Annotated in this window: 26 protein-coding genes; 24 read left to right on the forward strand and 2 right to left on the reverse strand. The window is 35.4% G+C overall.

The window, feature by feature from the left end:
• The first annotated feature begins 86 nt into the window (after nt 1–86).
• Nucleotides 87–2,939, forward strand: coding sequence for an excinuclease ABC subunit UvrA (uvrA, locus tag ACDF53_RS07225; RefSeq protein ID WP_370815863.1), 2,853 nt, complete (start codon nt 87–89; stop codon nt 2,937–2,939).
• Nucleotides 2,940–2,982: 43 nt separating this feature from the next.
• Nucleotides 2,983–4,809, forward strand: a complete 1,827-nt coding sequence (uvrC, locus tag ACDF53_RS07230) for an excinuclease ABC subunit UvrC (protein WP_370815864.1) — start codon at nt 2,983–2,985, stop codon at nt 4,807–4,809.
• A 47-nt stretch (nt 4,810–4,856) separates the two neighbouring features.
• Here uvrC and ACDF53_RS07235 read toward each other — a convergent pair whose 3' ends face one another.
• The gene (locus ACDF53_RS07235; protein ID WP_370815865.1) at nt 4,857–6,200 is read right to left on the reverse strand and encodes an MATE family efflux transporter; all 1,344 of its coding nucleotides are present in this window, start codon (nt 6,198–6,200) and stop codon (nt 4,857–4,859) included.
• Between the two features lie 266 nt (nt 6,201–6,466).
• Here ACDF53_RS07235 and ACDF53_RS07240 point away from each other — a divergent pair, with 266 nt between their 5' ends.
• The 21 genes from ACDF53_RS07240 (at nt 6,467) to ACDF53_RS07340 (ending at nt 24,463) form a co-directional block, all read left to right on the forward strand.
• Nucleotides 6,467–7,126 (forward strand): TerC family protein, encoded by a 660-nt coding sequence (locus ACDF53_RS07240; protein WP_118353324.1) that lies wholly within the window; start codon nt 6,467–6,469, stop codon nt 7,124–7,126.
• A 146-nt stretch (nt 7,127–7,272) separates the two neighbouring features.
• Nucleotides 7,273–7,941 carry a TerC family protein gene (locus ACDF53_RS07245; protein WP_005386950.1) on the forward strand — a complete coding sequence of 223 codons (669 nt, stop codon included), beginning with the start codon at nt 7,273–7,275 and terminating at the stop codon, nt 7,939–7,941.
• Entirely contained in the window at nt 7,941–9,425 is a 1,485-nt protein-coding gene (rlmD, locus tag ACDF53_RS07250) for a 23S rRNA (uracil(1939)-C(5))-methyltransferase RlmD (protein ID WP_118353323.1), read from the forward strand. The genes ACDF53_RS07245 and rlmD overlap by 1 nt, the downstream gene beginning before the upstream one ends.
• Nucleotides 9,426–9,510: 85 nt before the next feature.
• Nucleotides 9,511–10,218, forward strand: coding sequence for a hypothetical protein (locus tag ACDF53_RS07255; RefSeq protein WP_118353387.1), 708 nt, complete (start codon nt 9,511–9,513; stop codon nt 10,216–10,218).
• A gap of 387 nt (nt 10,219–10,605) precedes the next feature.
• The gene (locus ACDF53_RS07260; RefSeq protein WP_005386945.1) at nt 10,606–11,361 is read left to right on the forward strand and encodes a hypothetical protein; all 756 of its coding nucleotides are present in this window, start codon (nt 10,606–10,608) and stop codon (nt 11,359–11,361) included.
• Nucleotides 11,362–11,437: 76 nt separating this feature from the next.
• Nucleotides 11,438–11,863, forward strand: coding sequence for a hypothetical protein (locus ACDF53_RS07265; protein ID WP_005386944.1), 426 nt, complete (start codon nt 11,438–11,440; stop codon nt 11,861–11,863).
• Nucleotides 11,864–11,999: 136 nt separating this feature from the next.
• Nucleotides 12,000–12,440: a hypothetical protein gene (locus tag ACDF53_RS07270; RefSeq protein WP_227720717.1), complete on the forward strand. Its 441-nt coding sequence runs from the start codon at nt 12,000–12,002 to the stop codon at nt 12,438–12,440.
• 366 nt (nt 12,441–12,806) lie between these two features.
• Nucleotides 12,807–13,286, forward strand: coding sequence for a pyridoxamine 5'-phosphate oxidase family protein (locus tag ACDF53_RS07275; RefSeq protein ID WP_118353322.1), 480 nt, complete (start codon nt 12,807–12,809; stop codon nt 13,284–13,286).
• Nucleotides 13,287–13,452: 166 nt separating this feature from the next.
• Nucleotides 13,453–14,250: an ADP-ribosylglycohydrolase family protein gene (locus ACDF53_RS07280; RefSeq protein WP_118353321.1), complete on the forward strand. Its 798-nt coding sequence runs from the start codon at nt 13,453–13,455 to the stop codon at nt 14,248–14,250.
• A 26-nt stretch (nt 14,251–14,276) separates the two neighbouring features.
• Entirely contained in the window at nt 14,277–15,338 is a 1,062-nt protein-coding gene (locus ACDF53_RS07285; RefSeq protein WP_118353320.1) for an ankyrin repeat domain-containing protein, read from the forward strand.
• A 28-nt stretch (nt 15,339–15,366) separates the two neighbouring features.
• Nucleotides 15,367–15,786: a bacteriocin gene (locus tag ACDF53_RS07290; RefSeq protein WP_118353319.1), complete on the forward strand. Its 420-nt coding sequence runs from the start codon at nt 15,367–15,369 to the stop codon at nt 15,784–15,786.
• Nucleotides 15,779–16,138 carry a hypothetical protein gene (locus ACDF53_RS07295; RefSeq protein ID WP_118353318.1) on the forward strand — a complete coding sequence of 120 codons (360 nt, stop codon included), beginning with the start codon at nt 15,779–15,781 and terminating at the stop codon, nt 16,136–16,138. Before ACDF53_RS07290 ends, ACDF53_RS07295 begins: the two co-directional genes overlap by 8 nt.
• Nucleotides 16,139–16,185: 47 nt before the next feature.
• Nucleotides 16,186–16,644 (forward strand): glycosyl transferase family 4, encoded by a 459-nt coding sequence (locus ACDF53_RS07300; RefSeq protein WP_118353317.1) that lies wholly within the window; start codon nt 16,186–16,188, stop codon nt 16,642–16,644.
• Between the two features lie 43 nt (nt 16,645–16,687).
• Entirely contained in the window at nt 16,688–18,202 is a 1,515-nt protein-coding gene (locus tag ACDF53_RS07305; protein WP_370815868.1) for an SMI1/KNR4 family protein, read from the forward strand.
• A gap of 211 nt (nt 18,203–18,413) precedes the next feature.
• Nucleotides 18,414–18,992, forward strand: coding sequence for a hypothetical protein (locus tag ACDF53_RS07310; protein WP_105089059.1), 579 nt, complete (start codon nt 18,414–18,416; stop codon nt 18,990–18,992).
• 126 nt (nt 18,993–19,118) lie between these two features.
• A complete protein-coding gene (locus ACDF53_RS07315) occupies nt 19,119–20,141 on the forward strand; it encodes a DMP19 family protein (protein WP_295822830.1) in 1,023 nt (340 codons plus the stop codon).
• An 87-nt stretch (nt 20,142–20,228) separates the two neighbouring features.
• Nucleotides 20,229–20,714: a prolyl-tRNA synthetase associated domain-containing protein gene (locus ACDF53_RS07320; RefSeq protein WP_295822715.1), complete on the forward strand. Its 486-nt coding sequence runs from the start codon at nt 20,229–20,231 to the stop codon at nt 20,712–20,714.
• Nucleotides 20,715–20,843: 129 nt separating this feature from the next.
• Complete coding sequence (locus tag ACDF53_RS07325; protein ID WP_370815869.1) at nt 20,844–22,184, forward strand: radical SAM protein; 1,341 nt, start codon at nt 20,844–20,846, stop codon at nt 22,182–22,184.
• Between the two features lie 10 nt (nt 22,185–22,194).
• The gene (locus ACDF53_RS07330; RefSeq protein WP_039969244.1) at nt 22,195–22,962 is read left to right on the forward strand and encodes an antibiotic biosynthesis monooxygenase; all 768 of its coding nucleotides are present in this window, start codon (nt 22,195–22,197) and stop codon (nt 22,960–22,962) included.
• A 121-nt stretch (nt 22,963–23,083) separates the two neighbouring features.
• Entirely contained in the window at nt 23,084–23,863 is a 780-nt protein-coding gene (locus ACDF53_RS07335; protein WP_370815870.1) for a protein-ADP-ribose hydrolase, read from the forward strand.
• A gap of 102 nt (nt 23,864–23,965) precedes the next feature.
• Nucleotides 23,966–24,463, forward strand: coding sequence for a methylated-DNA--[protein]-cysteine S-methyltransferase (locus ACDF53_RS07340; RefSeq protein ID WP_370815871.1), 498 nt, complete (start codon nt 23,966–23,968; stop codon nt 24,461–24,463).
• A gap of 205 nt (nt 24,464–24,668) precedes the next feature.
• Here ACDF53_RS07340 and ACDF53_RS07345 read toward each other — a convergent pair whose 3' ends face one another.
• Nucleotides 24,669–25,334 carry a fumarylacetoacetate hydrolase family protein gene (locus ACDF53_RS07345; RefSeq protein ID WP_370815872.1) on the reverse strand — a complete coding sequence of 222 codons (666 nt, stop codon included), beginning with the start codon at nt 25,332–25,334 and terminating at the stop codon, nt 24,669–24,671.
• A gap of 157 nt (nt 25,335–25,491) precedes the next feature.
• Between ACDF53_RS07345 and ACDF53_RS07350 the strand changes: the two genes are divergently transcribed.
• On the forward strand, nt 25,492–26,715 hold the full coding sequence (locus tag ACDF53_RS07350) for a hypothetical protein (RefSeq protein WP_370815873.1): 1,224 nt from the start codon (nt 25,492–25,494) through the stop codon (nt 26,713–26,715).
• The last annotated feature ends 47 nt before the right edge of the window (nt 26,716–26,762 follow it).

The following is a 26,762-nucleotide window of genomic DNA, read 5'->3' on the forward strand; positions in this document are numbered from 1 at the left end:
ATGTGCGATAATATACATATATTATTTCATGTTAGTAAACAAAGAGATGATGCCGATTGGTATCATCTCTTTAAATAGGGAACATAATGAAAGATCAATTGATAGTAAAAGGTGCGCGTCAGCATAACCTTAAAAATATAGATATATCCTTACCACGGGACCAGTTTATTGTGTTGACAGGCCTCAGTGGTTCTGGCAAATCGTCCTTGGCATTCGATACGATTTATGCAGAAGGGCAACGACGCTATGTAGAGTCTTTATCTGCTTATGCACGTCAATTCTTGGGACAAATGGATAAACCTGATGTAGACTATATTGAAGGTTTGTCACCAGCTATTTCTATCGACCAAAAGACTACAAGCCGTAACCCTCGTTCTACAGTTGGTACTGTGACGGAGATTTACGATTACTTGCGTCTATTATTTGCTCGCGTAGGCCATGCTCATTGTCCTGAATGTGGTAAGCCTATTACACAGCAAACGATACAACAAATGACAGATGATGTAATGAACTTCCCAGAAGGCACTAAGATTTTAGTATTAGCCCCTATGATTCAAGGGAAAAAAGGAGAGCATAAATCCGTCTTTGATCAACTTCGAAAAGAAGGTTTTGTTCGTGCCCGTGTAGATGGTGCTGTACGTACATTAGATGAAGAGATTGTATTAGAAAAAAATAAAAAACACTCTATCGATATCGTAGTAGACCGTCTCGTTGTAAAAGAAGGTATTGAATCTCGCTTAGCAGACTCTATGGAGACCGCATCAAAATGGGCAGAAGGCATTGTAGTTATCCAAGAGGTAGATGGACCTGAACACATGTATAGCCAACACTTTGCATGTCCAGATTGCCATATTTCCTTACCGAAAATTGAGCCACGTATGTTCTCCTTTAACAGTCCATTTGGTGCCTGCCCAGCTTGTTTGGGAATTGGCTCTACCATGGAAGTAGACGAAGAACGCGTTATTCCAGATGGATCTATTACCTTTGCCGATGGTTGTGTACAAGCGTTGAGTTCTAACCCTAATGCATGGTTTATGCGCCAAGTAGAAGGTTTGTTAAAAGCTAATGGATATTCTTTAGACTCTACCTATGATGAATTACCAAAAGCATTACAGAAAAAAGTAATGTATGGCACTACAGATAAGGTTGCTTTCACGTACGAAAATATGCGCGGCGAAGTAAAGGAATTCTTTACTGAGTACGAAGGTATTTTACCGATGGTAAAACGCCGTCATAGTGAAGCCTCTACAGATTCTATGCGTGAAGAGTTTGAAAAATTTATGTCCATTAAGCCTTGTACTACATGCCATGGAGCTCGTCTTAAACCTGAAGTATTAGCTATAACCGTAGGGGATAAGAACATCAATGAAGTGACCCAATTGACCATTAAAGAAGCACTCGATTTCTTTGGTAAGTTACAGTTAACAGAGCGGGAACAAGTGATTGGGGCTCAAATTTTGAAGGAAATCAATGCTCGTCTTGGGTTCCTCAATAATGTAGGCCTGGATTATCTTACTATGAACCGTAGTGCAGGTACTTTGTCTGGTGGTGAAGCGCAACGTATTCGTCTAGCTACGCAAATCGGCTCTGGTTTGGTAGGTGTATTGTACATCCTAGACGAACCGTCCATAGGTCTACATCAACGAGATAATGATCGACTCATCGATACGCTGAAAGGCTTGCGTGATTTAGGTAATACCTTGCTCGTTGTAGAACACGACGAAGATACGATGCGTGCGGCTGACTATCTCGTAGACATCGGGCCAGGTGCAGGTGAGCATGGAGGTCAAATTATTGCAGCTGGTACAGTAGACGAAGTGATGAAGGTAAAAGACTCTATTACTGGTCAGTATTTGAGTGGCCGTAAATTTATCGCTCTTCCTGAAGAACGCCGTAAGCCAGGTAAGAACTGCATTGAAATTCGCGGTGCAAAGGAAAATAATTTACAAAATGTAAATGTAAAATTCCCTATTGGCTTATTCAATGTTGTTACTGGTGTCAGCGGTTCTGGTAAGTCTACCTTGATTAATGAAATTCTCTACAAAGGTTTAGCTAATCAATTATATCGCTCTAACCACAAAGTAGGAGCTCATAAAGAAATCCGTGGCCTTGAACATATCGATAAAATCATCAATATAGACCAAAGTCCTATCGGTCGTACACCGCGCTCTAATCCAGCTACCTATACTGGTGTATTCGATGCTATACGCGAGCTTTATAGTCAAACACCAGAAGCAAAGATGCGCGGTTACAAACAAGGGCGCTTTAGCTTTAACGTAAAAGGTGGCCGCTGTGAAGCTTGTCGTGGTGATGGTATCATCAAAATTGAAATGCACTTCTTACCAGATGTGTACGTACCTTGTGAGGTTTGTAAGGGAGCCCGTTATAACCGAGAAACCTTAGAGGTTAAATACAAAGGCAAATCCATTGCCGATGTATTAGATATGACCGTAGATGATGCAGTAGAATTCTTTAGCGCTATCCCTAAAATTCATCGTAAGATGGTTACCTTACAAGAGGTAGGTTTAGGCTATATTCGTTTAGGTCAAGCCGCAACAACCCTATCTGGTGGTGAGGCTCAACGGGTTAAATTAGCTACTGAATTAGCTCGTCGCAGCACAGGTAAAACATTGTACATCCTAGATGAACCGACTACAGGTCTTCACGCCGAAGATATTCGTAAGTTATTACACGTATTGCAACAACTCGTAGAGGGTGGCGATACCGTTGTGGTTATCGAGCATAATTTAGATGTCATTAAGATGGCAGACCACATCATCGATCTTGGCCCTGAAGGCGGTAATCGGGGTGGTACTATCGTAGCTACAGGTACACCTGAGGAAATCGTGAAGGTGAAAGAAAGCTATACCGGCAAATTCTTAGGCCCTGTATTAGAACAGACTAAGAAATTTATGAAAGCAGCTCAAAAGAAGAAATAGTAGTGAGTACAAAGCTTAAAAATCTAAGAGGAAAGGAGGACATATGCCATCTGAAGAATTACTAGAGAAGGTCAGTCATTTGCCGACCACACCGGGTGTGTATTTATGGCGCGATCAATATAATCGTATCATCTATGTAGGTAAAGCCATTAACTTGCGCAACCGTGTGCGTTCCTATGTGCGTAATGATGCGAACCGAGCGCCGAAGGTTGCGGCTATGATGAAGCGTGCCGTCGATGTGGAGATTATTCAAACAAAGACAGAGATGGAAGCACTTATCTTAGAGAATACGCTTATTAAGGAGCATGAGCCTAAATACAATATTAGGCTTCGTGATGATAAAACGTATCCGTATGTAAAAATCTCAGTACAAGAGGACTATCCACGGGTATATATGACGCGCCGACTAGAACGGGATGGAGCCAAGTACTTTGGCCCTTTCACAGATGTTACATCTGTACATGTAGTATTGAAATTAATACGCCAGTACTATCCACTCAGGACATGTAAGTCTATGAAGGTAGAGCGACCATGTTTGCAATATCATATGCACTACTGTGAAGCACCGTGCTTTAATAAGATTTCCGTATCGGATTATGGAAAGTATATCGATGAAATCATAGAGCTTTTTGAAGGTAAGCCTATCCCTTTGCTGAAGGAAATTAAAGAGAAGATGGAACTAGCTGCAGAAGACTTACGCTTTGAAGATGCAGCACGTTATCGAGATCAGCTAACTAGTATAGAAAAGATACAAGAAAAGCAGCGCATGGTTACACAGCGTGGCGACTTAGACGTGTTAGGTATTGCAGTGGATACCTCGATGGCTTGTGTACAGTTATTATTTATCCGCGGTGGCCGACTATTAGGCCGTGAGAACTACTTTGTACAACATGATGGAGATAGTCAAGAAACTATCATGACGGACTTTATCAAGCAATACTATGGAGATACAAACTTCATTCCAAAGGAATTATTATTACCTATGGATAGCACCGATAGAGATTTGTTAAAGGAATGGTTTACACAGCTTAAAGGCCAGAATGTAGACGTATCTGTGCCACAGCGTGGTTATAAGATGGATATGATCAAGATGGCCCATGAGAATGCGGAAACCTTCTTAGAAGAGCGCCGTCGTCAGTGGCAACACCAAATAGATAAGACCGGTGGAGCCGTTAAGAAATTAGCGGAAGTTCTAGACTTACCACGCTTGCCAGAGCGTATGGAATGCTTTGATATCTCTCATACCCAAGGGGCTGAAACGGTAGCATCTATGGTTGTTTTTGAAGGTGGCAAACCAGCGAAGAAAGAATATCGCCGATTTAAATTAAAAACCACACAAGGTAAACCTGATGATTTCAAGTCTATGGCAGAAATCATGGAACGACGGTACGGTAAGGAAACAGATTGGCCTATGCCTGATCTCATCATCATCGATGGTGGTAAAGGTCAGCTCAATGCAGCACTGCCGTTGATTCGCGGTGTAGGTGTTACAGATGTGCCTGTTATCTCTTTAGCTAAACGTATTGAAGAGGTCTTTGTAGAAGGACAATCTGAAAGTATTATCCTAAGTCACCGTTCACCAGAGCTTCAATTACTCCAACAAATACGCGATGAAGCCCATCGCTTTGCTATTACGTACCATCGTAAGCTTCGTGGGAAACGTAATTTAGAATCTATTTTAGATCATATTGAAGGTATTGGCCCTAAACGTCGAAAGGCATTATGGGCTCACTTTAATAGTTTAGAAGCCATGAAAGAAGCATCTATTGATGAGCTTTCAAAGGTGGAATCTATGAACTATAAGACGGCAGAAACACTATATAATTTCTTCCGCATGTCTAAGGCAGAAAAACAAGATATGTTGAAATAAAAAAGAGCATCTTATTAAGATGCTCTTTTGCTGTATAAGTATGTTATTTATTTTTGTTGACGTTGAATGTACCAAGTACGCCAAGTAAATAATACACCTGCTGCTAGTACGCTAGCGAGTAACCCAATCCATACGCCAAATGGTCCATAATTAGGATTTTTAGCAAGGATATAAGCGGTAGGGAAACATACGCCCCAATACGATATGAGAGAGATGTAAAGTACTATTTTTACATCCTTGTAAGCTCTTAGAATACCTTGTAATGGAGTACCGATGGCATCGATAGCGGCAAAGAATACGCCATATCCAAGGAATTGATAAATAAGACCATATACTTCGTCATCATTTGTGAATAGGTCTGCAATATTGTCCATATTGGTGAACGTAAAGGCACAAATGAGTAACGCAATGATGATGGCCATTACACGAGCGATGTAAGAATACTGAATGGCTTCTTTTTTACGCCCTGCACCGAGCTCGTAAGCAACAGCAATAGTAGAGGCCATAGCAATACTGAGTGGTAAGCAGTAGAATACATTAGTAAAGGAAATAACCGACTGATGAGCTGCTACTACGGCAGATCCAAAGTGAACCATCAAGAGGCCAGCGATACTAAAGATACTGGCTTCTAAGAAGATGGAAGCACCAATAGGAATACCCACTTGTAATTGTTCACGAATGTAGTGGAAGCTTGGGCGTTTAAAGTCTTTATAAATTCTATATCCCTTTAATTTAGGATGGAAGAGAATGACTAAACTAAAGAGAATAAAGTTGGTCCAACAAGCACCAGCAATACCATAACCAGCACCAACACCACCGATTTCAGGAAAACCGTAGTGGCCAAAGATGAGTGCATAGTTTAAGAATACATTAATCACAAAGCTTGTAAATACGATGGCCATAGAGTAATGTGTTAACCCATGGGAATCGACTGTATTACGCAAGGTATTTACCCAAAGTAGAGGGAACAAACCAAGAGCAAAAGCTTTCAGATAATTAATACAAACCTCAGCGGCAGCAGGTTCTAAATTTAATGTCGTCAGTAATGGGCGAAGACCCAAGATACCGATGATTAAAATTATAAATGCTAGACCTGTACCAATGAAAAGACCTTGATGGAAAATTGTGGAAATATCATCCGTTTTCTTAGCTCCCAATAGCTGAGAAATGATCGGTGTGATACCCATTAACGTCCCTTGTGCAAAGATATAGAAGAGAAGCCACAAATTATACCCCGTTGCGACGCCTGCTAAATCTGTCGTACTATATTGTCCCGTTAAAAAGATGGCGATAAATGTACCACCTATAAGGGAAAATTGAGTTATGCACATAGGAGTAAATAGTTTTATGAATAACCATATTTTTTGTAATATTGTATTTGTTTGATACATACTAACCTCCCTTTTATTGATATACTATACGATATCATAAAATCGCTTGATTTAATAGATAAAACCTAGAAATAATAGGAATTAAATCTATTAATACATAGCGATTATATTGTTGATTTTGAGAATAAAAATAGTTATGAATTCTTACTTGTTAAGGTGAAGGATGTATGATAAAAATGTATATATATGTTAATAATTGAATTTTACACTACCTAACTATATCGATTATAATATATATACTATAGTTTAATTCTAAGGAGGATACATTGGACATCTTATCTGTACAAGGTTTATTAGCGATGCTTCAGATCATCGTTATCGATATCTTACTTGCTGGCGACAATGCCATTGTAATTGGTATGGCAGCTCGTAACTTGCCAGCACATTTACAGAAGAAAGCCATCTTCTGGGGCACAGCCGGCGCTATTATTTTACGTCTTGTTATGGCATTCCTATTTGTAGAGGCATTGAACAATATTCCTGCACTTCGTTTAGTAGGTGGTATTCTCCTCTTATGGATCGGATACAAGCTCGTTGCCGATGATGAAAGCGAGCATAATATCGAAGCTAAGGATAATTTACGCGCAGCCATTACAACTATTGTTATTGCTGACGGTATCATGGGTATCGATAATGTTATCGGTGTAGTTGGTGCTGCAGGTGGTCATATGACAATGGTAGCCATTGGTATGCTCATAACTGTACCAATCATCATTTATGGCAGTACTTTATTTGTAAAAGTCATCGAACATTTCCCAATTATCCTATACGTTGGCGGCGGTATCCTTGGCTGGGTAGGTGCTGGTATGGCAGTAGAGGATACATTGATTGCTCATAGTGTTGAGCCATATGCACTGTTCATCAAAATTGCTGCAGCAATCCTCGTAGTAGGGGCATCTTTGGTAGCTAAAAAACTCAAGAAATAATAGAATATATCTCTTCTCCTAATCATAGGAGGAGAGATTTTTTTATGTAAACTAATAGCTCTCTTTTTAGGTGAGAAAATAGAAAAATTATGGTATAGTTAAGGGATAGTTATTGAATTACTCGTTTGAATTGAGGTATGTACAGAATGGAATTTTTAGAAGTTGCCACGTGGGTAACCATTGGTAAAATTATTTTGATTGATATTTTGTTGGCTGGCGATAATGCTGTAGTAATTGGTATGGCAGCAGGTAAGCTAGCTCCAGAACTACAAAAGAAAGCCGTAATTTGGGGTACAGTAGGTGCCATTGTAATGCGCCTTGTATTTGCTACCCTTTTAGTAGAGGCTCTTACTTTAATTCCTCTTATCCACTTAGGTGGTGGCCTTGTACTTGTATGGATTGCCATTCAATTATTAAAAGGTGGCGATGAAGATGCACATATCGAAGCTAAGAATTCATTAATGGGTGCCATTTGGACGATTATTGTAGCTGACGCAATGATGAGTATTGATAATGTCATCGGTGTAGTAGGGGCCGCTAGAGGTCATTTAGAGCTTGTTATTGCAGGTATGTTAATTACTGTTCCAATTATCGTATTTTGCTCTACATTATTTGCTCGAATTATTAATAAATTCCCTGCCATTCTTTGGGCTGGTGGTGCACTCCTTGGTTGGGTTGCAGGCGAAATGATTGTGGAAGATCCACTTCTTATGCCATATATTCAAGGTGAAGAATTACTCGTTAAATTCGGCACTGTATTCTTCGTTCTTATTGTGACAGGTATGATTAAAATTTGGAAGAAAAGAGACGCGTAATGAACGGTACTAATCGTACATCTCGTAAAAAACAATCTAAACAACATAGAAGAAGTAATCGCTCTAATTCACCGCAAGCTATAAGCGGCCAATTATCTAAAAAACAACAGGCTATTTTAAATGCGCCTGTTAAGTTTGGTGATGAAGTATTGGTAACTATTCATGGCATCGGTAGCAGCGGTGAAGGGGTAGGTCGTGTAGACGATTTTACTGTCTTTGTGCCTTTTGCCTTACCTGGAGAAACTGTGAAAGTAGCTATTGATATGGTTAAAAAAACCTATGCTACAGGGCGCCTCTTAGAAATTGTTACGATGGCTCACAATCGTATCGATGCAAGTTGTAATCTTTATGGATTCTGTGGAGGCTGCCAACTACAACACATTACCTATGAAGGGCAGCTTTCACTAAAAACACAAAAGGTAAAGGACGTTATCGAACGTATTGGTCATCAAAATCCAGACCTTGTTAAGCCTACATTAGGACCTAAAGAACCATGGGCATATCGCAATAAGATGCAAATGCCTGTAGGCGGCACTAAAGGCGATATTCAAATGGGATTCTATGCGATGGGATCTCACGATATCGTGCAAGGCACAAACTGTCCTATTCAAGATGAAGGGAATAATATCATCGCTCAAGCTTGTTACCAAATCGCTAAAGAGTTTGATATTGAACCGTATGATGAATATACAGGAAAGGGTGTACTGCGCCATATTATTGGACGCATTGGACAATCTGGATGGATGATTATCCTTGTAACGGCAATAGAACAATTGCCGTATAAAGAGAAGTGGGTAGAAAAATTAACTGAACGCATCCCTCAAGTAGAAACTATCGTTCACAACGTTAATGGTAAGCGTACTAATGTTATCTTAGGCCCTAAAAATAATATCCTTTATGGTGATGGGACGATTACAGACCATATTAAGGACCTACAGTTTACATTGTCCCCACATTCATTCTTTCAAGTTAATCCAGAACAAACTACAGTACTTTACGACCAAGCTCTTGAGTATGCAGATCTTAAAGGGGATGAAACCGTTATCGATGCGTACTGTGGTACGGGGACAATTTCATTGTTTTTGGCGCATAAAGCTAAACATGTAATAGGTATTGAAATCGTAGAACCAGCCATTATTAATGCTCGTGAAAATGCGAAACGCAATGGCTATGATAATACCGAATTCATCGTCGCTGATGCGGCTGTAGAAATGCCAAAACTCTACAAGGCTGGCGTACGACCAGACGTCATCGTATTCGATCCAATTCGAGCAGGCTGTAAAGAAGAAGTACTAACCTCTGCAGCAGGGATGGAACCAAAACGCATTGTTTACGTATCCTGTAACCCAGCTACCATGGCTCGAGACATTGAAATCCTTACACACTACGGCTATGAACTAAAAGAAGTACAACCAGTGGATATGTTTCCAATGACAGCGCATGTTGAAGCAGTGGCTTTACTCACTAGAAGCAAAGCGATGTAGTGAGGATTAGAATGGCTCATATTAGAGATGACCAAAATTTATGGAAAAGCTTATTTTTAAAAGTATATGTTTTGTAGGTGAGACTATGAACATTAAGAAACAAATTGTTTTATTTTCAATTTTAGCTATGTCTGTTATGGCAGTATCTGCTGAAGATATTAGCACTTATAATCCTCAAGTTATTGAGAAACACCAAATTACAAATGAAGATATTGCATCAGCAACATCTTATGGACAGTCTTTAGTAGAAAAGAAAAATATCAAAATGATATCTACTGCTAAGAAAAAGTTTATTAAAAGACGTTATGGTGGAATTTTCCCAAGAAATGAATTGCAAGGTATCGTATATGTTCAAACTCCATTCGCAATTTTTGCAAATACGGCATTGGAGGATGCTAGAGGTGTAGCAAGTACTTATTCAACAAGAAATGCTACTAATATATTACAGGTTAGATCTTTCCTTTATATGCCGGAAAGTAAGATGTATAATGATACTAATAATGTCGTTATATCTATAGTACAAAATGGAAATACATATTATCCAATAGAAACAGTACGTGGCGATGATCAATATGAAGGTCCTGGTATGTGGGTAACAGTAGGTTATCAATCATTATTTGAATTATCTAAGATTGATACTAATAGTCCTTTTGAAGTTCATATTAAGTCTGATGCGGTTAAGGTTGGAGAGGCAGTAATTCAGTTCCTACCATTAAATGCGTCTAATAAGTATGTTTTAGATGACTCATATTCACTTTATAGAGGTGATGCAGTTTTTATTGATAAGAAATAATGTTTTATTAAGAATGTTATTTTACATTTTTATAAATCCAAAACTTTTATGGCTTACTTCTAATATAATAAAAGGGTGTAAAAGAATGCAGTAAAACCGCATTCTTTTACACCTTTTTTACATTAAGACTATTTCCAAAGGTTTATTTAGTAAATAATTTTCAGAATGTCTGATTTTTTATATAATAAGGTTATAAATATTAGTACAGTATGTAATGGGGATAATTAGTTCAGAGGTAAGAAGGTAGTATATCAACAACGATTGGTTGACATCACATAGATTGGGCTATAGCATTTTACGTGTGATAAAGTAAACCGAGCGTATACTTTATAAGGGAGATTATAATGGAGTTGGTAAGTTGGTTACTTTATAAATGGAGATGATTCTTTGGCTAACCATGCATATAGAGATAAAGAAAGACGAGATATAATACTAGCAAGTGAGGCTCTTGAAGAAAATAGGGATAAGTCTTTTTATTGTCCATATCCGCTATGTAATAGTAAATTATTTGTATGTGCTGGTGATGGCTCTCGGAAAGCATATTTTAGAGCAACTAAATCTGCGTATAAACATATTGCTAATTGTCCTTATGCAAATAGTTCAGTCGCTTTTGATGACAATAAATTTAATGAGTTAAATTTTTCTTTTGAAAATGCAATGCAAAATCTTTTAGTTAAGAAGAATCCGAAAAATTCAAGTGGGAATTCTAAAAAATCTTCATATGGTGAACATTATAATCTCACACTCAGTACAATAAAGCAGATATATTCTATATGTAAACGATTCCATCCTAATTACTCATATGGAAATGAGAAAATTGGAAGAATGATTTTAGATGATAGAACTGCATACTGGTATCCTAAAGGTGTTTTCGGCTTTAAAATAATTGAGTCTTGTGTAAAAGGTCGCTTTTACGATAGTGATAAAAATGAGATTTATTTAGTAGCTCCTGTAGCAAATCCTAATTATCATTTTATATTATCTATTTCTGATATAAACCTTTATAACAAGATAAGAAATATGGTATTTGAAAATAAAGATAAAATTATTATAGTTGCTGGAGACTGGAAACCTTCAAATTTAGGCTATGGTTACTTTGAAACAAAAATATATAGTGATAGACAAATATCTATTTTAAATTGATATTTTATAAACTATTATGAGATTATTTTTTTGGTGGATAAATAATATAAGCCGTATCTTTTAAAGGAGTAAGACAATGGAGCTTCGATCACTTGCTAGGATATCTTTACCTAAGGACGAATATGTTTACTTGTTGGGGATGGCTATTTCAGTATTTATCTCTAATAATGGTTTTATTATAGAGAACATTATTAATACAGATAGTGATTATTCTTGGTATGACTTGATTGATAAAGAATTAGGCCAACTTAAATCGCCTATTGCTCAAACAATTACGAAAAATGCTGGTGGAGAAATAGCTGAGTTATTTTCAGATATTGTTTATAGGCGCAATCGTATCATTCATAGTTTTAGAATCACTTCATCTAAAAATGAGCAAATTTTAGCTACAAAAGATAGAATTACCAATCAACAATTTTATATAGATGAGCATTATTTGATAAATTTTATAGAGTTGAATAATAAATTATCTTACTTATTGCATGAATATCGTGAATATTAAAATAATCAATAATGATATTTTGTTGTCTAGACTAAAAGCCCTTCGCTTATGCAAAGGGCTTTTACTGTACACTCATACTTATAAATGTAATATAATTAAAATAAATATATGTATTGTATTCGATGAGGTATTTGTTATGGGATTAATTTTAGATATTTATGAGGTAATGCACCAATTGAGTATTTGGCGACCAATATTTCATTCGGAAGCAGATTTTCAGTTTAGCTTAGCCTGGATGATTAAAGAACAATATCCAAATTGTGATATTAGATTAGAGTTTGTACCTGAATTTAATCCTAATTTACATCTTGATATTCTTGTTATATTAGATGGTAAATGGATTCCTATTGAGCTTAAATATACGACAAAAAAATGTATTAAAACTATAAATGATGAAGTGTATGTGTTGAAGGAGCAAGGTGCTAAGGATCAAGGTTGTTATAACTACTTAAAAGATATAATGCGTATAGAGGAATTTAGGGATAAGAGTAATAAGTTTATTGAAGGTTATACAATTAAGATAACTAGTGAAATATCTTATCTAAAGCCTCCGACAAAAGTAAATAGGCAATTTTAAAAGTTTTTGCAAACATTTGTTCTAAAACACTTGACCGAACATTCGTTCGTGTGCTAATATAAGCATGTAAACAAACAAATGTTATCAGATATTATGTTCGATGTAAATGTGAGGTATGAGATGAAAAATATATTAATGATTGTACATACGCCGAATTTTCTATTGAGGATGGTTCTATAAAAACTGGGTGTATGAGTTGGGCCGCTAATACAGGAAAAGGAACAATGCGTGGAATGGAAGCACCTATAGAATTAACTGGGATATATCCTATAAATTGGAAAGAATATTCTAAAGTTGATGATACTAATAGCGGTACTTTTATGTATTTTGTAAATAGGATAAGTAAATAAAATTAGGAGATATATTATGTTTAAACCTATTCGTATAAAGATAAATGAAATAGATCGTGCTGCTACAGAAGCTTTATTACAATCTAATCGTCGTGGAATTATTGCCATGAATGGTGTTGAGGGTTATCCTTATGCTATTCCTATTAATTATTTTTATGATTGTGATAATAAAAAGATTTATTTTCATGGAGCTAAAGCTGGTCATAAAGTAGAGTCATTGAAAACTTCAGATAAGGTATGTTTTACCGTATATGGTAATGAGAGAATTGATGAATCTGAATCCTGGGCGCCGTATGTACAAAGTGTAGTCGTATTTGGAAGATGTCGTTTGCTAGAGGCAGGTTCAGAATCTATAGATCGATTAAAAGAATTTGCTATGAAATATTATCCTAGTGAGCAGCTTGTAGACAAAAATATTGCTCATGCTGGTAGAGCAGTTCAAATGTTTGAAATCACCATTGAACATATGAGTGGTAAACAAGTACAAGAGAAATAATAGATTAGCCCTTCGTTTATACGAAGGGCTTTTACTATACACTCATACTTATAAATGTAATATAATTAAACTAAATGGATAGTATTGGTGGAACATTTATGTATATAGTTAATACGATAAAAATTAGCTAAATAATTAAATTCAAGAAATTCAGGGAGGGATTAACATGTTAGGAGCAATCATTGGTGATATAGTTGGTTCACGATTCGAATTTAATAATATTAGACGGAAGGACTTTGATTTCTTTACAGATCAATGTGTGTTAACTGATGATAGTATCATGACACTTGCTGTAGCAAAGGCCATTCTTATGAGCCAACCAAATTACAGAAATCTTTCAAAAAATGCAGTGGAATGTATGCAGACGATTGGGAGATGCTATCCAGGTTATGGTTATGGTGATCGGTTCTATAGATGGATTTTTTCAGAGAATCCAAAGCCATATAATAGTTATGGTAATGGCTCAGCTATGAGAGTTAGTGCTGCTGGGTTGGCAGCACATAGTTTGGACGAAGCAAAGCTTCTTTCTAAATTAGTTACTGAGGTTACTCATAATCATCCAGAAGGCATGAAAGGTGCAGAGGCGACAGCAGTTGCCGTATACTTAGCTAAAATTGGTAAAGATATACAAGAAATCAGAGATTATATTAATCAGCATTATTACACTATGGATTTCACATTGGATGAAATCAGAGATACCTATAGGTTTAATGAAAGTTGTCAAGGAACCGTGCCACAAGCATTGCAAGCTTTTTTTGAATCTACTGATTTTGGAGATGCCATTCGCAATGCCATCTCAATAGGTGGTGACAGTGATACTGTTGCTGCTATTTGTGGCGGTGTAGCACAGGCATATTATGGTATTCCAACGGATATTAGAAAACAGGCTCTATCGTTTTTAGATACTAAACTGCTAGGTATATTAACTGCCTTTGAAGAGAAGTTTATACCAGTTGTTGTATAAGTAAATATTATATAGGAGAGAGGGATATGATACATCTTAAGGACTTAGGCAGTTTTGAATCTGTACCGAAGTTAGTGACAGATATTATAAATGGAAATATAACAGCACTTGAAAGCGCATTAAATAGTGGTTGGGATATAGATGAACCTGTACAAATTGGTAAATATAGTGAGTATTCACCTCTACAATTAGCGTTAGTAATGGACTGTTTGCCAAGTGTAAAATGGTTGGTCGAACATGGCGTAGATTTAAATGATAAAGAAAATCCAAGTTTCTTGTTAGCTGTTCGGTATGCTGACCAAAAGGTAATAGATTATGTTGTGGAGCATGGTGCTAATATTCATGCTTTGAACTCTGTGGATGTAGATGCTTTTCAAGCTGCCTTATATGGCAAGAAATATGAGAACTTACAACTGATTCATGACTTAGGCCATACAGTACAGAAATATGGCGGTAAAGCTTTCAGAAATGCCATTACAGATGAAAATTATGAGGTCTTAGATTTCTTTATTAATAATGGTGTGGATATTAATTACAACAAGCCTGATTCTGTATATCCTTTTAAGCCAACCCCACTATGTGTAGCTGCTCGGTACGTAGATTTACAGATGTGTAAATACTTGGTAGAACATGGTGCGGATGTGACTATCACCGAAAAGGATGGTATGCGTCCTTATAGTATTGCTATTGAACGTGGCGATATGGAAATGGCTGAGTATTTTAAAAATCTAGAACCAGCTGAGTATCATGATTTACAGAATAAAATGGATCAATTGAAACCTTTTAAACTACCAAAAGCATTAGTTGCATTTTTAGAGTCGGATAATCTTTATTTTGAATTGCCAGAGTCTGATTTTATATCCATAGAATTTTTCCCTCTAATTGATACAATTCCATTTAAAGTAGGCCGTCGTAACCTATTGCGTTTATCTAAAGAGCTAGGTGAATATGATCATTGGCAAGTTGTGTGGGATCCTAAATCTAAAAAGATTGGTTGTTATGATACAGAACATCAAGAGTTACAAGAGCTTTGTAAATTTGATGAGTTTATAGCAGATATGGCAGGTCAATTAGAAACCTTATTCTAATGTATATTGTAAAGTTGAGGAGATACATATGGCAGATGCAGTTGAGAAAACTTATACAGATTGGTCAATTGATGTAGGTGACTATAAGTATGAAGGAATTACCTTGAATGAGGTTGAGCAAAATCTCTATGCTATTGAGGATCAAGAGCAAAATTTTGTAGTTATATCACCATCAAAGGCAATCCTAATAGATAATAAAATGTATAACTTTGTACAGGTCTGTAATGATGAAGATACCGATTTATTGCATATAGAGCTTAGTGTAACTAATGATGGTGAGCAGGGTGCCATTATATACGGTAAAAATGAGCTAGGCCCTCAAGAGACATTCCATATCATAGAAGAATTTATTGCACATCATAAGGTACCGTCATTAGATGATTGGGAAATCGTGTTAGATTTAAGACCGAAGATGGAAAGCTATTTAAAGGGTACAAACGATGACTAATCCTGTAATATATGATGAACAGTTAAGGCAATATACCATATCCTACGAAGGAATACAGTTTTGCTGGGATGAGAAACCAACAGATATTAATTTAGATACGGCAAAGTTATTGGCTGTTAATTACCATAAAAATATAGATACAATTGTAACTTTCATTTATAACGAAATACGAGATTGGTATGGTGATGTAACTATTGATGACGTGAAATCATACATTGGTACGCCTATTATTGAACCAGAACGTGATGTTGTAACCTATTGCGAGCAAACCTTTGATGATACCCATATCTTTTCTTTTACATTTTGGGATGATGAATTCAAAGATTTACATTATTTTGCCATAGATGGATGATATATTTTCCATGATTTTGCTAGTATGACTTATATGTGGAGTCTATTATGTTATATACACCTAATAACATTTTGTATAAGTATATTCGCTATCGATTTAGACGGATTCAGATTCAGTGCAATATGTTATATGATATAGCACCAGAGGAAGAAGATGAGATTTGTCGTAATCTATTAAAAAAGAGAGCGAAGATATTAATTCCCGTTGGCATATTATATTTTTTGCTTTTTGGGATTATCTTTGCTTGGCTAGTAGGAACAAGTGAGGAATTGAATCCATTAATGCAATGGGAATTAAGAGTTATAGATTATGTTATACCCATTTTAAATACCATAGATATTAAGTGGTATGCATATTCCCTAGACTTATTGCGAGTAGCAGTTATTTTAGCCCCTATAGCGATTATAAATGCATCTCCTTATATTATTATTTCCTATATGGTAGATACTATTTTGATACGACGTGAGGTAAAAGCTTTAATCAAAACTTATTCTATGAATGAGTAATTAAAAATTTAGATTATATTGGTTTAAACTAGGAGAGAGTATTATGAGTAATCTAAAAGACTTTGATTGGACCGGATTTTGGAATGATGTTGACTATGCGTTTGAATCCTATATTGGTAAACCGGTTACTGACAAGGATATTAAAGCAGCTGAAGCAGATCTAGGTTATACATTGCCTGCTGCATATATTGAGCTACTTAAAAACCATAATGGTGGTGTAGTAAAGAAAAATTGTTTTATTAACGATGATGACGATTGTGTATATGTAACAGGAATATATGGCATCGATAGAGATAAAAAATACTCTCTTTTAGGTGAGATGGGAAATGAGTTTTGGATTTCAAAAGTAAAATATCCCCCTATCGGTGTCGTTGTAGCCGATACGATTTCTGGTGGGCATGATATGATTTTCCTCGATTATCGTGAGTGCGGTCCAACCGGTGAACCTAAGGTTGTACGGGTCGATCAAGAATGTGATTACTCCATGACTCCCTTAGCAGATAATTTTGGTGAATTTATTAAGAACTTATATATCAGTATAGAAGATATTACGGATGAAGAGTTTCAAGAATTAAGTGATGCGGATAAGGTTAAGATCCTTAATGAACAAGAGGACTTAGACATCGATCGTGCCATGGAGCTATTAACTAACATAGGTATCGATAATTTGTCACCTATACTATTAAGCACCTTAGGACGTATGTATAACAATAATGGCCGCGCATCAGAGGCTATTGATTTATTTAATCGTATCGACGAGGCACATCGTGATTGGTCTTGGTATTATCGTTGTGGCTATGCTCATGCGATGTTAGCTATTGGTGAAAGCTACGAATCTGAACATGTACAGAAGGCACTACAGTTAATAGAAACGGGCATAAAAATGACGAAAGAAGCCGGGTTAGATAAACAACTTGGTTGGTGTTGTGAAGTTGTTAAATACTTATTAACTCAAATCAAGCCAAAAGAGTACAAGGAGGATTATCCTTTGATATTTGAAACCATTAAGAATGTCTTTGATAATAAAAATAGTAAAAAGACTACAGAAGATAACCATATTGAAGACGCTAATGAAGACGAAGAGGATAACTATCCTACATATGATGTAGTACATTGGGTATTTAATAAGCAAACATATAGCAGAGAAGAGTTTTCCAAAGAATACAATGAAAATGTAAAAAGATATGTAGATGATGATCAAGCAGATGACGACGATAGATTAGAAGAACCTGAAATTCTAGTAACCTATGAAGCTTGGATTGAAAGTGAAGACCAACTTTTTTATAATGAACGTGTTACAGACGAAGAATTGCTGGAAGAAGATAAAGAAGATGGCATGTGGCAGGTAGAAATTATGGCTCATCTTGTGGCTGATAATGGCACATATTTTACTAGAGAAGAATTGCTCTTTAAATTGCACAATTTGATGGCCAATAAAGAATTAGGCGATCATGTATTCTTTGAAGGTATTGAATACGAAGGCCATGAATGTGAAGGTTACGGACTTATAGATAATGAAGATGGCATACCTGTATTCTATATTTGCTGTGGTAGTTGATTAATAGAGAAATAATATATTAGCCCTTCGCTTATGCGAAGGGCTTTTACTATACACGGAAATTTATAACAGTAATAAATTAGATTAAATTATTATAATTTTGTGCTTTGGGCTACGTTATTTCATATGAGATTAGTTTACAATATTGAGGAATATATTATGAATAATGAAATCAAAGCATTGTTTAAATGACTACAAGGAGGATTATCTTATGATTTTTAATGCCATAAAAAACCTGTTTAACAAGGATGAGAATGCAGAGCAGATTGAATATCTTGGTACTGATAAAGATGGTAATAAAATATATGAAGGTTACTATCATGAGTTTAAGGGAATTCCTTGGGTTTTTAATAAAACTACTTATACTAGAGAAGAGTTTCTTAAGGCGTTTTATGAATGCTTAGAAGAGCATAACGTTAATCGTGATAATTTACCGCCATTAGTAGAGCCTGAAATTCTTGTGAGCTACGAAGCTTGGATTGAAAGTAAAAGTCAGCTTCACCCTAATGAATACTTATACGAAGACGATGAATTAGAAGAATACGATAAAGAAGACGGTATGTGGCAAGTTGAAATCTATGCTCGCCTTAAAGCAGATAATGGACAGTACTTTACTACTGAAGAGCTTCTTTTCAAGCTACATAATTTAATGGCCAATAAAGAGCTCGGTGATCATGTGTTCTTTGAAAATCTAGCCTATGATGACCACGAATTCGATGGTGACGATATCGATGAAATCGACGATGACGATGAAGGTACTCCTGTATTTGTGGTATGGCTTGGTAGCTAGTTAAATAGCTGTTTTTGTCATTAACTATTATTTTAAAATCTGTAACCCATAGTTTTGTGTTGTTTGTTATAATTATCTTAAGATGATTTCATATACATATTTGTGCTATGAGGGGACGTGTATTGTATGTCTTTAAGTGTTGAACAGTTTTTATCTTTGCCTGATGCTGAACAGTTACAAACTATTAAAGATCTTAATGATAGTGGAAACGTAAAAACTATTATTGATGTGTTAACTAGTGTGGGCATAGAAAATTTATCTATACCTCTGTTAGGTGAGCTTGGTAGAGCTTATAACAATAATGGCAATGAAAAAGAGGCAATTAAGGTATTAGAGTCTATTGATGAAGCGCATCGTGATGCAGTTTGGTATTATCGTTGTGCCTATGCGTATGGAGCTATTGTTTTAGATAATAATGAAGCATACACATCGGATACTATGCAGCAGATGCTAAGGTTAGTAGATCGGGGTGTACGGTTAGCTACGGAATCGGAACTAGATGATATAAAATCGTATTGTTTTGAAGTCATGGATATGTGCTATATGCAAATGGACTTTGAAAAATGTGAAGCTGATTATCCTGATTTATGTGCTGCCTATAATGAGTATGTAGCAGCTAAAAAGAAGAAAAGAGAAGGTGTACCTCGTCATCGTACTATCACTGTTGAAGAGATACAAGCTACAGACGATATGTGGACCATTAATGAGCCAATGTACTGGACTATCAATATATATGGCTCATATGATGATTATTTAGAATCTGCAAAACCTTTTACTGTAGAGCAACGCTATCTCAATGCTATATCCTGGTACTTCGCAGAGGTTAATAATGGTGGACATCATCAGTTCTTCTATAACTCTACAGGCATTGTATGGGAGGATGCTCTTGCTGGATTACGCCTCTTTAAGATGGATACATTAGCAGATAATTTACAATCCGTAATCGATTACTTTGGCGGTTCTATTTCATTTGATCGAGCTGAGCGATGGACTATTTTACAAGACTGGGAGAATGAAGAGGAGTTGTTCGATTTCCTCGATAAAAAAGATGATGTAGTATATGAATATGATGGAATCTATGAAGACACATTCGTACATGAACATCCTGAATTATTTGTATTTGATGGTACCTATAAAGTTCGAGAATAGACTTGGTGGGTTAATTAGGTCATATAATAGTAATATGACTATAAATATTACTTTCACCAAGCGTAAACTATATATTAGAGGTATTACATGTTAGATAAACAAGGCGTATATGATTGTTTACGTGACCATCATATCGATTTTGAAGTTACGGATCACGCACCGCTATTTAGTATGGACGACAAGCCTGATGTAGAGTTACCATATCCTGAGTGGGATGCGAAAAATTTATTCATTCGAGACCACAAGCGGGAACACTATTATTTGATTACTGTTCGTGGTTCTAAGCGTGTGGATTTAAAACAGTTTCGTAAGGACCATAAGCTAAAAAAGATTTCTTTTGGCTCTGAAGAAGAGCTATGGGATATTTTGAAGATTAAACCAGGTCACGTATCTCCATTCTGTTTACTTCACGATGAAGCACGGAAAGTTCATTACTATATTGATGCGGATTATAAAGATAATCTAATCGGTATACATCCTAATCAAAATGATGCTACCGTATGGCTACAGGGAAAAGACTTAGTTAACTTAATTGAAGAACATGGTACAACTATTGAATATATAACAATATAAGCTCAACATCCTATTTGTGGGAAATAATATTAATTAATATTGTTTCTACAGATAGGATGTTTTTATATGCAAAAAGAATAATAATCTTTTATAATAATATAAGAGTATTTGTTATATAAGAGGTTGTACATGAAAGTTAAATTAATTCAGCCGCGTATGTTGAAGCGTCCTATGGATACAGATTTAAAAATACGTATGTCACCACATTTAGGTTTGTTAACGGTGGCTAATATTATTCGTTATGAGTGTGAGGTCACAATTGAAAATGAAAATATTAGAGCTATTGATTTTGATGATGTGCCTGACTTGGTAGGGATAGCAGTTACAGTAGATATTTTACCTAGAGCTATTGAAATTGCATCTATATATAAAGAAAAAGGTGTTAAGGTGATAGCTGGTGGTATACATATTACGACAGCATCCAATACCATACCTAAGGAGGCATTTGATAGTCTTTGTATAGGTTTTGCAGAAAATACATGGCCTCAAATTATAGAAGATGCTAAACTTGGTCGATTACAATCTCAATACGTATCTGCTCCTTTAGAGTCTGGAGACGATATTGCATCACCTGCATATGACTTAATAGATAAGACCGATTACTTATGGTACAATGTTGTTTCTACTAGTCGAAGTTGCCCTCATAGATGTGATTTTTGCTATAATAGTTCTGGAACACACCAATATATTAATCGCAATATAGAAGATGTGTTGGAAGATATCAAAAAATTAGGTACAAAACATATTATGTTTATAGATGATAACTTTATTGGCAATATTTCTTGGACTAAACAGTTTTTAGAACGTATTAAACCTTTGAAGTTAAACTGGAATGCAGCAGTTACTATGAAAATAGGGCAACACCCTGAATTAATGGATTTAATGAAAGAAACTGGTTGCCAGAGTTTATTTATTGGTTTTGAAAGTATTAGTTCTCAATCTTTATCTAGTGTTCATAAAATGCAAAATAATCGTGAAGAGTTTGAACGACTTATTAACGAATTACATAAGCGTGGTATTATGGTTAATGCTAGCTTTGTATTTGGATTAGATGGAGATACACCAGAGACTTTTAAAAATACGTTAAATTGGATTATTAGCCAGAAAATTGATACGATTACATCACATATTGTCACACCATATCCAGGTACTGAATTCTACAAGAGAATGGAAGAGCAAAATAGAATTTTTGATTATGATTTATCAAAATATAATACGTCTCATGTAGTTGTATCACCGTTAGGTATGTCTAAAGAAGAATTAGAAAAAGGGTATCTTTGGATCTATAAAGAGCTATATTCCATAAAAAATATATTTCGTCGCATGCCTAAAACTATGGGCACAATACCAGCATATTTAACATTTAATTTCTTTTATCGTAGATTTGGACACTTTACAGCAAAAGTATGTAATCTGTTAACTTATAAGCGTATTGGCTTGTTTGCTGAAAAGCTATCAAGATATATGTAAAGGAGTATTTATGACTAAAAAATTATTTAAACGTATTTTAGTAACCTCTACGATTGCTGTATTAGGTGTTAGTACATCCTTTGCGGCTCTTGTTATGGAACGAGATCAATCTGTAGATACAGCACCTAGTGTCAATATGTATCGATTCGAAGTACCAGCAGAGTTACAGGGCACATATAACAGTGCAGGTGTTGCCAATCTAACAGCATCTATGGAGAAAGAACCTAATACATTATCTATGAATGTAGCGCATGTAAAAGGAAATCCATCTGAGTCTTATGTAGTAGAGGTTTATAAAGATTTAGCTGCTATTGAAACACATCGCAAATCTGATCATTATCAGGCCTTTGTTAATGAAGTAGGTTCTAAATTAACAAATCGTAAAATGTACGACGTACAGTCTGTACTATTGTTTGAGAAAAAAGATGCTTTATCTATTGTCAATGATGGTAAAGCAATAGTGACTCTGACAGAGTTTACTGTTAATAGCAATGATATCGATACAGTACAACGTCAATATCAACTAGATATAGAACGTGCTGTTCGAGACGATGCGGGTTATAAGGCAGGTTATGTGCTTCGTGAAAGAAATGTAAAAAATCATTGGTATGTTATCCAAATTTATAGTGATCAAGAGGCCTTAACAAAACATTTAAATAGTCCTGGTTATCGATTCATGATGAGCCAAATCCAAGGTAGTCTACAAAATGTTACCACAAAGGTTTTAGATGGGGATGTCCTCGTCAACCATGGGGGTCAAGCATTTGTAAGACCTTAAAACTGAATATAATATAGTATAATATAATCACAGTAAAGTTACTGCTAGCATATACATATGTGCTAGCAGTTTTTTGTTATATATTAGGTGAACGTATAGTCTATAAAAAAAGGAGTTACATATGACACAGCAAGAACGGTTACGCTATTTGGTTGAAGGCTTAGTAGCAGAATACAATGAGAGACATAACGAACATATAGAGATCCCTATGAATGAAGAAGAGCAATTTACTCTCTTTAGATCTTTATGTAATATTCGTCCTGCTGGTGGAATGCCTCTTGAATGGATGAAGATAGAGTCTGAATATTTAAATATATTGTCCCATGAAAAGGGAATCGTAACGATTAGTGATATGGAAGAGCGAGAGCCTCAGATTTATTTGTGGCAAGGAGATATTACTCGATTATCTGTAGATGCAATTGTAAATGCAGCCAATAATAAATTGCTCGGATGTTTTGCTCCAAATCATAAGTGTATCGATAATGAAATCCATACCTTTGCTGGTATAGAGCTTCGCATGGAATGTGCTAGAATGACTGAGTATATGGAAATGCCTGAAAAAACGGGTGTGGCTCGTATGACCTATGGGTATAATTTGCCCGCAAAGCATGTAATTCACACAGTGGGACCTATTATTTATGAGGCTGTAACAGATAAAGAGCGACGTGAACTAGCTTCGTGTTATCGATCCTGTTTACAATTAGCCAATGCTTATAACTTACACTCTATTGCATTCTGCTGTATCTCCACTGGTGAATTTAGATTCCCTAATGAAGAGGCTGCCCGAATTGCAGTCGATACTGTGAGAAACTATTTGGAAGAAAGTAATAGTAAAATCCAAGTGGTATTTAATGTATTTAAGGACATAGATTATGACATCTATAATAAATTATTGGGATAAATAATATACTCCTTTTGAAATTCATAAAAATACTGTATTATTTAATAATGACATACAAAAGGTTATAAATGATTTGTTAGTTTAAGAAGGAGATAATGTACTATGAATTATAAATACACCTATGAAAGCCCATTAGGAACTATGATTATGCTTGGTACATTATCATACTTAACAGATTTGTTTTTTATCGATGAAGATTATGCACCAAGTTATGATGATGCGGAGTATATTGAGCAACTAACAGGACCATTTGAAGTGACTATTATGTGGCTAGATCAATATTTTAAAGGACAAAAACCATTTATTACGCCACCGATACAACTAGAAGGTACTGAGTTCCGTAAATCTGTATGGGCCGTGTTACAAACAATCCCTTATGGAGTAACTACTACTTATGGTGATATCGGTAAGGAGATTGCAAAGCACCAAGGAAAAGAAACGATGTCTGCCCAAGCAGTAGGAGGTGCTGTAGGTCATAATCCTATTTCGATCATTATTCCTTGTCATCGTGTTATCGGTAGCAATGGTAAACTAACTGGCTATGCAGGGGGCATTGAACGAAAACAATATATGCTAGACTTAGAGGCAAAGCATAAATAAAGTAATAGTAAATATAAAATATTGATAATAACAAAAGAGATTACTCCTATGTATAGTTAGATATACATATAGGTAATCTCTTTTTTGTGTCTATTTTATTTAGTTGTAATGTAACTAGGTATGGTTATGTAAATAGATATCGTAATAATCAGAATACGGACAAATATAATAGGAACAAATATAATACTTTAATAAAGTATCTATTTTAAATAAATTTGTTTTCTAAGGTTCCTATACCGCTTATTGAAACAGTAACTGTATCCCCTGGTTTTAACCAAGAGTATTTGCTTTCATTTTTACCCAATACTACACCACTAGGTGTACCTGTAAATATGATGTCACCTTCCTGGAGTGTCATATAAGATGATAAAAAGGCAATAATATCATAAGGTTTAAAAATCATTTGTTCTAGTTTTGCTTGTTGACGTATTTCACCATTGACTGTTGTCGTAATAGTGGCACTTTCAAAGTCAAAATCATTAGGTGCAACAATAGTAGGACCAATAGGGGCAAAGTTGTCTAAGGATTTACCTAGAATCCATTGGGATCCTCTAAACTGCAAGCTACGAGCTGAAACATCATTTCCAATGGTATAGCCTAATATATGGTCTCTGGCCTGTTCACGAGATATATTTTTACCAGCCTTACCAATGACGATAACCAGTTCTCCTTCGTAATCATAATGAAGGTTTTCATCTTGAATGGGAACTATATCTTGATGTGACGCCAATGCATTAGATGTTTTCATAAAGATTTCTGGAAAATCATGTCTAGCAAGACTAGTTTCCTCTATATGGTCTGCATAGTTTAAACCGATACAGATAATGTTTTTGGGATTAGTAATTAGGGTACGGTTAGTAGATTCTATCATGAGAGATACCTCCTTAAGAGATGAGATACATATATTGTAAGTTAATTATAATATAAATCGGTATGTAAAGAATATTTTGCCGAAATAATTATATAGAGGCATTTTTGTCACATCCTGTTTGTTAAACTTAAACAAAGTAATAAAAGGAGGAGTCCCTATGTATATGCATAGAAATGTGACAGATAAATTTATAGGTACCGTAGCATCTTGTGACATTATAAGTACGGGTAGCTGGTATGGTGATTTACCAGATGGCGTTCCAAAGGAAGTGAAATTAAATCGTAAAGATTACTATATTAAAGAGATACAACATATTTCTATTAAGGAAGCCATAAGTGTTACCTATGGCATTAAATGGGAGCATATTTCAAAACCTGTAGAGGGGAAAATAGAATCCTTAACTACTAAGGAGTACTCAATTGACGAATCTAAAAAACAATATCTATTAGAGCTTATGGGGCGTAGATTTTCCGATGAAATTGACCTATATGATGAGGCTGAGTGTGCTGTCCAAGTGCAGCTCATCAACACTGAGAATCAGGAATTTATATATGAATTTCCTTTTAATAATACCCTGAGGGCCATGTCTATACTATTCAGAAAAATTCTAGGTATGTCTACATTACTTTTATTTGATGGAAATCGAGAAAAAGATAGAATTCAAGAGATTTATATTGAAGTGCAAAAAAATATGTACCAAGAATATGGTGACGTAAATACATTGAATTTTAATTGGAATGAGCCGTCTATTTCCATTGATTGTAATAGTAAGCAATTTGGTCACTCTAGTCATAGTCATAGCGAGTATGTAGATAATCAAATAATTCATCAATTGAAGCAAGATATTGACTTTCACATTGGCGAAACGCTATATAGTCTAGATTCTTTTAGTCTTAGTGAAAGTCATGACCTTGATAGAGACCCTGCTCGTGGTGGTATAGTAACAGTACGTATTAAATGGGCGCATAAAGAAGATACATTGTTTATAGGGAATGTAACTGATCAGTATGTGCCCACTTGGTATAAAAATCTAATTAATTTTATACATGCTCATACAAGAGATAAATCTTTACAAGAGTTTTTACAATCAAATCATACATCTGATAGGAGGATTTATACGTATTGTTCAGTATATATTTTTAAGATAAACCAGGAATTTTATTATCGTACTGATAGAAATGATATATATGAAGGAGATATTGTAAAAGTTCCGTTTGGATTCGATAATGCGGTTCGTACTGGTCGTGTAGAATCTATTTCATATCATACGCGTTACGACGTACCTTATGATTTGAAACGAACAAAATTTATTATAGATAAAGACATAGAGATTATTTATGATACCAATTGTTATAGATTTGATGATCTATATGATTTATAAGGTATCAATATAAATGGTATTCTATATTTTGTACTTAAGTATACTTA

It is taken from the genome of Veillonella sp. (assembly GCF_041333735.1).
In the GTDB taxonomy this organism is placed as follows: Bacteria; Bacillota; Negativicutes; order Veillonellales; family Veillonellaceae; genus Veillonella.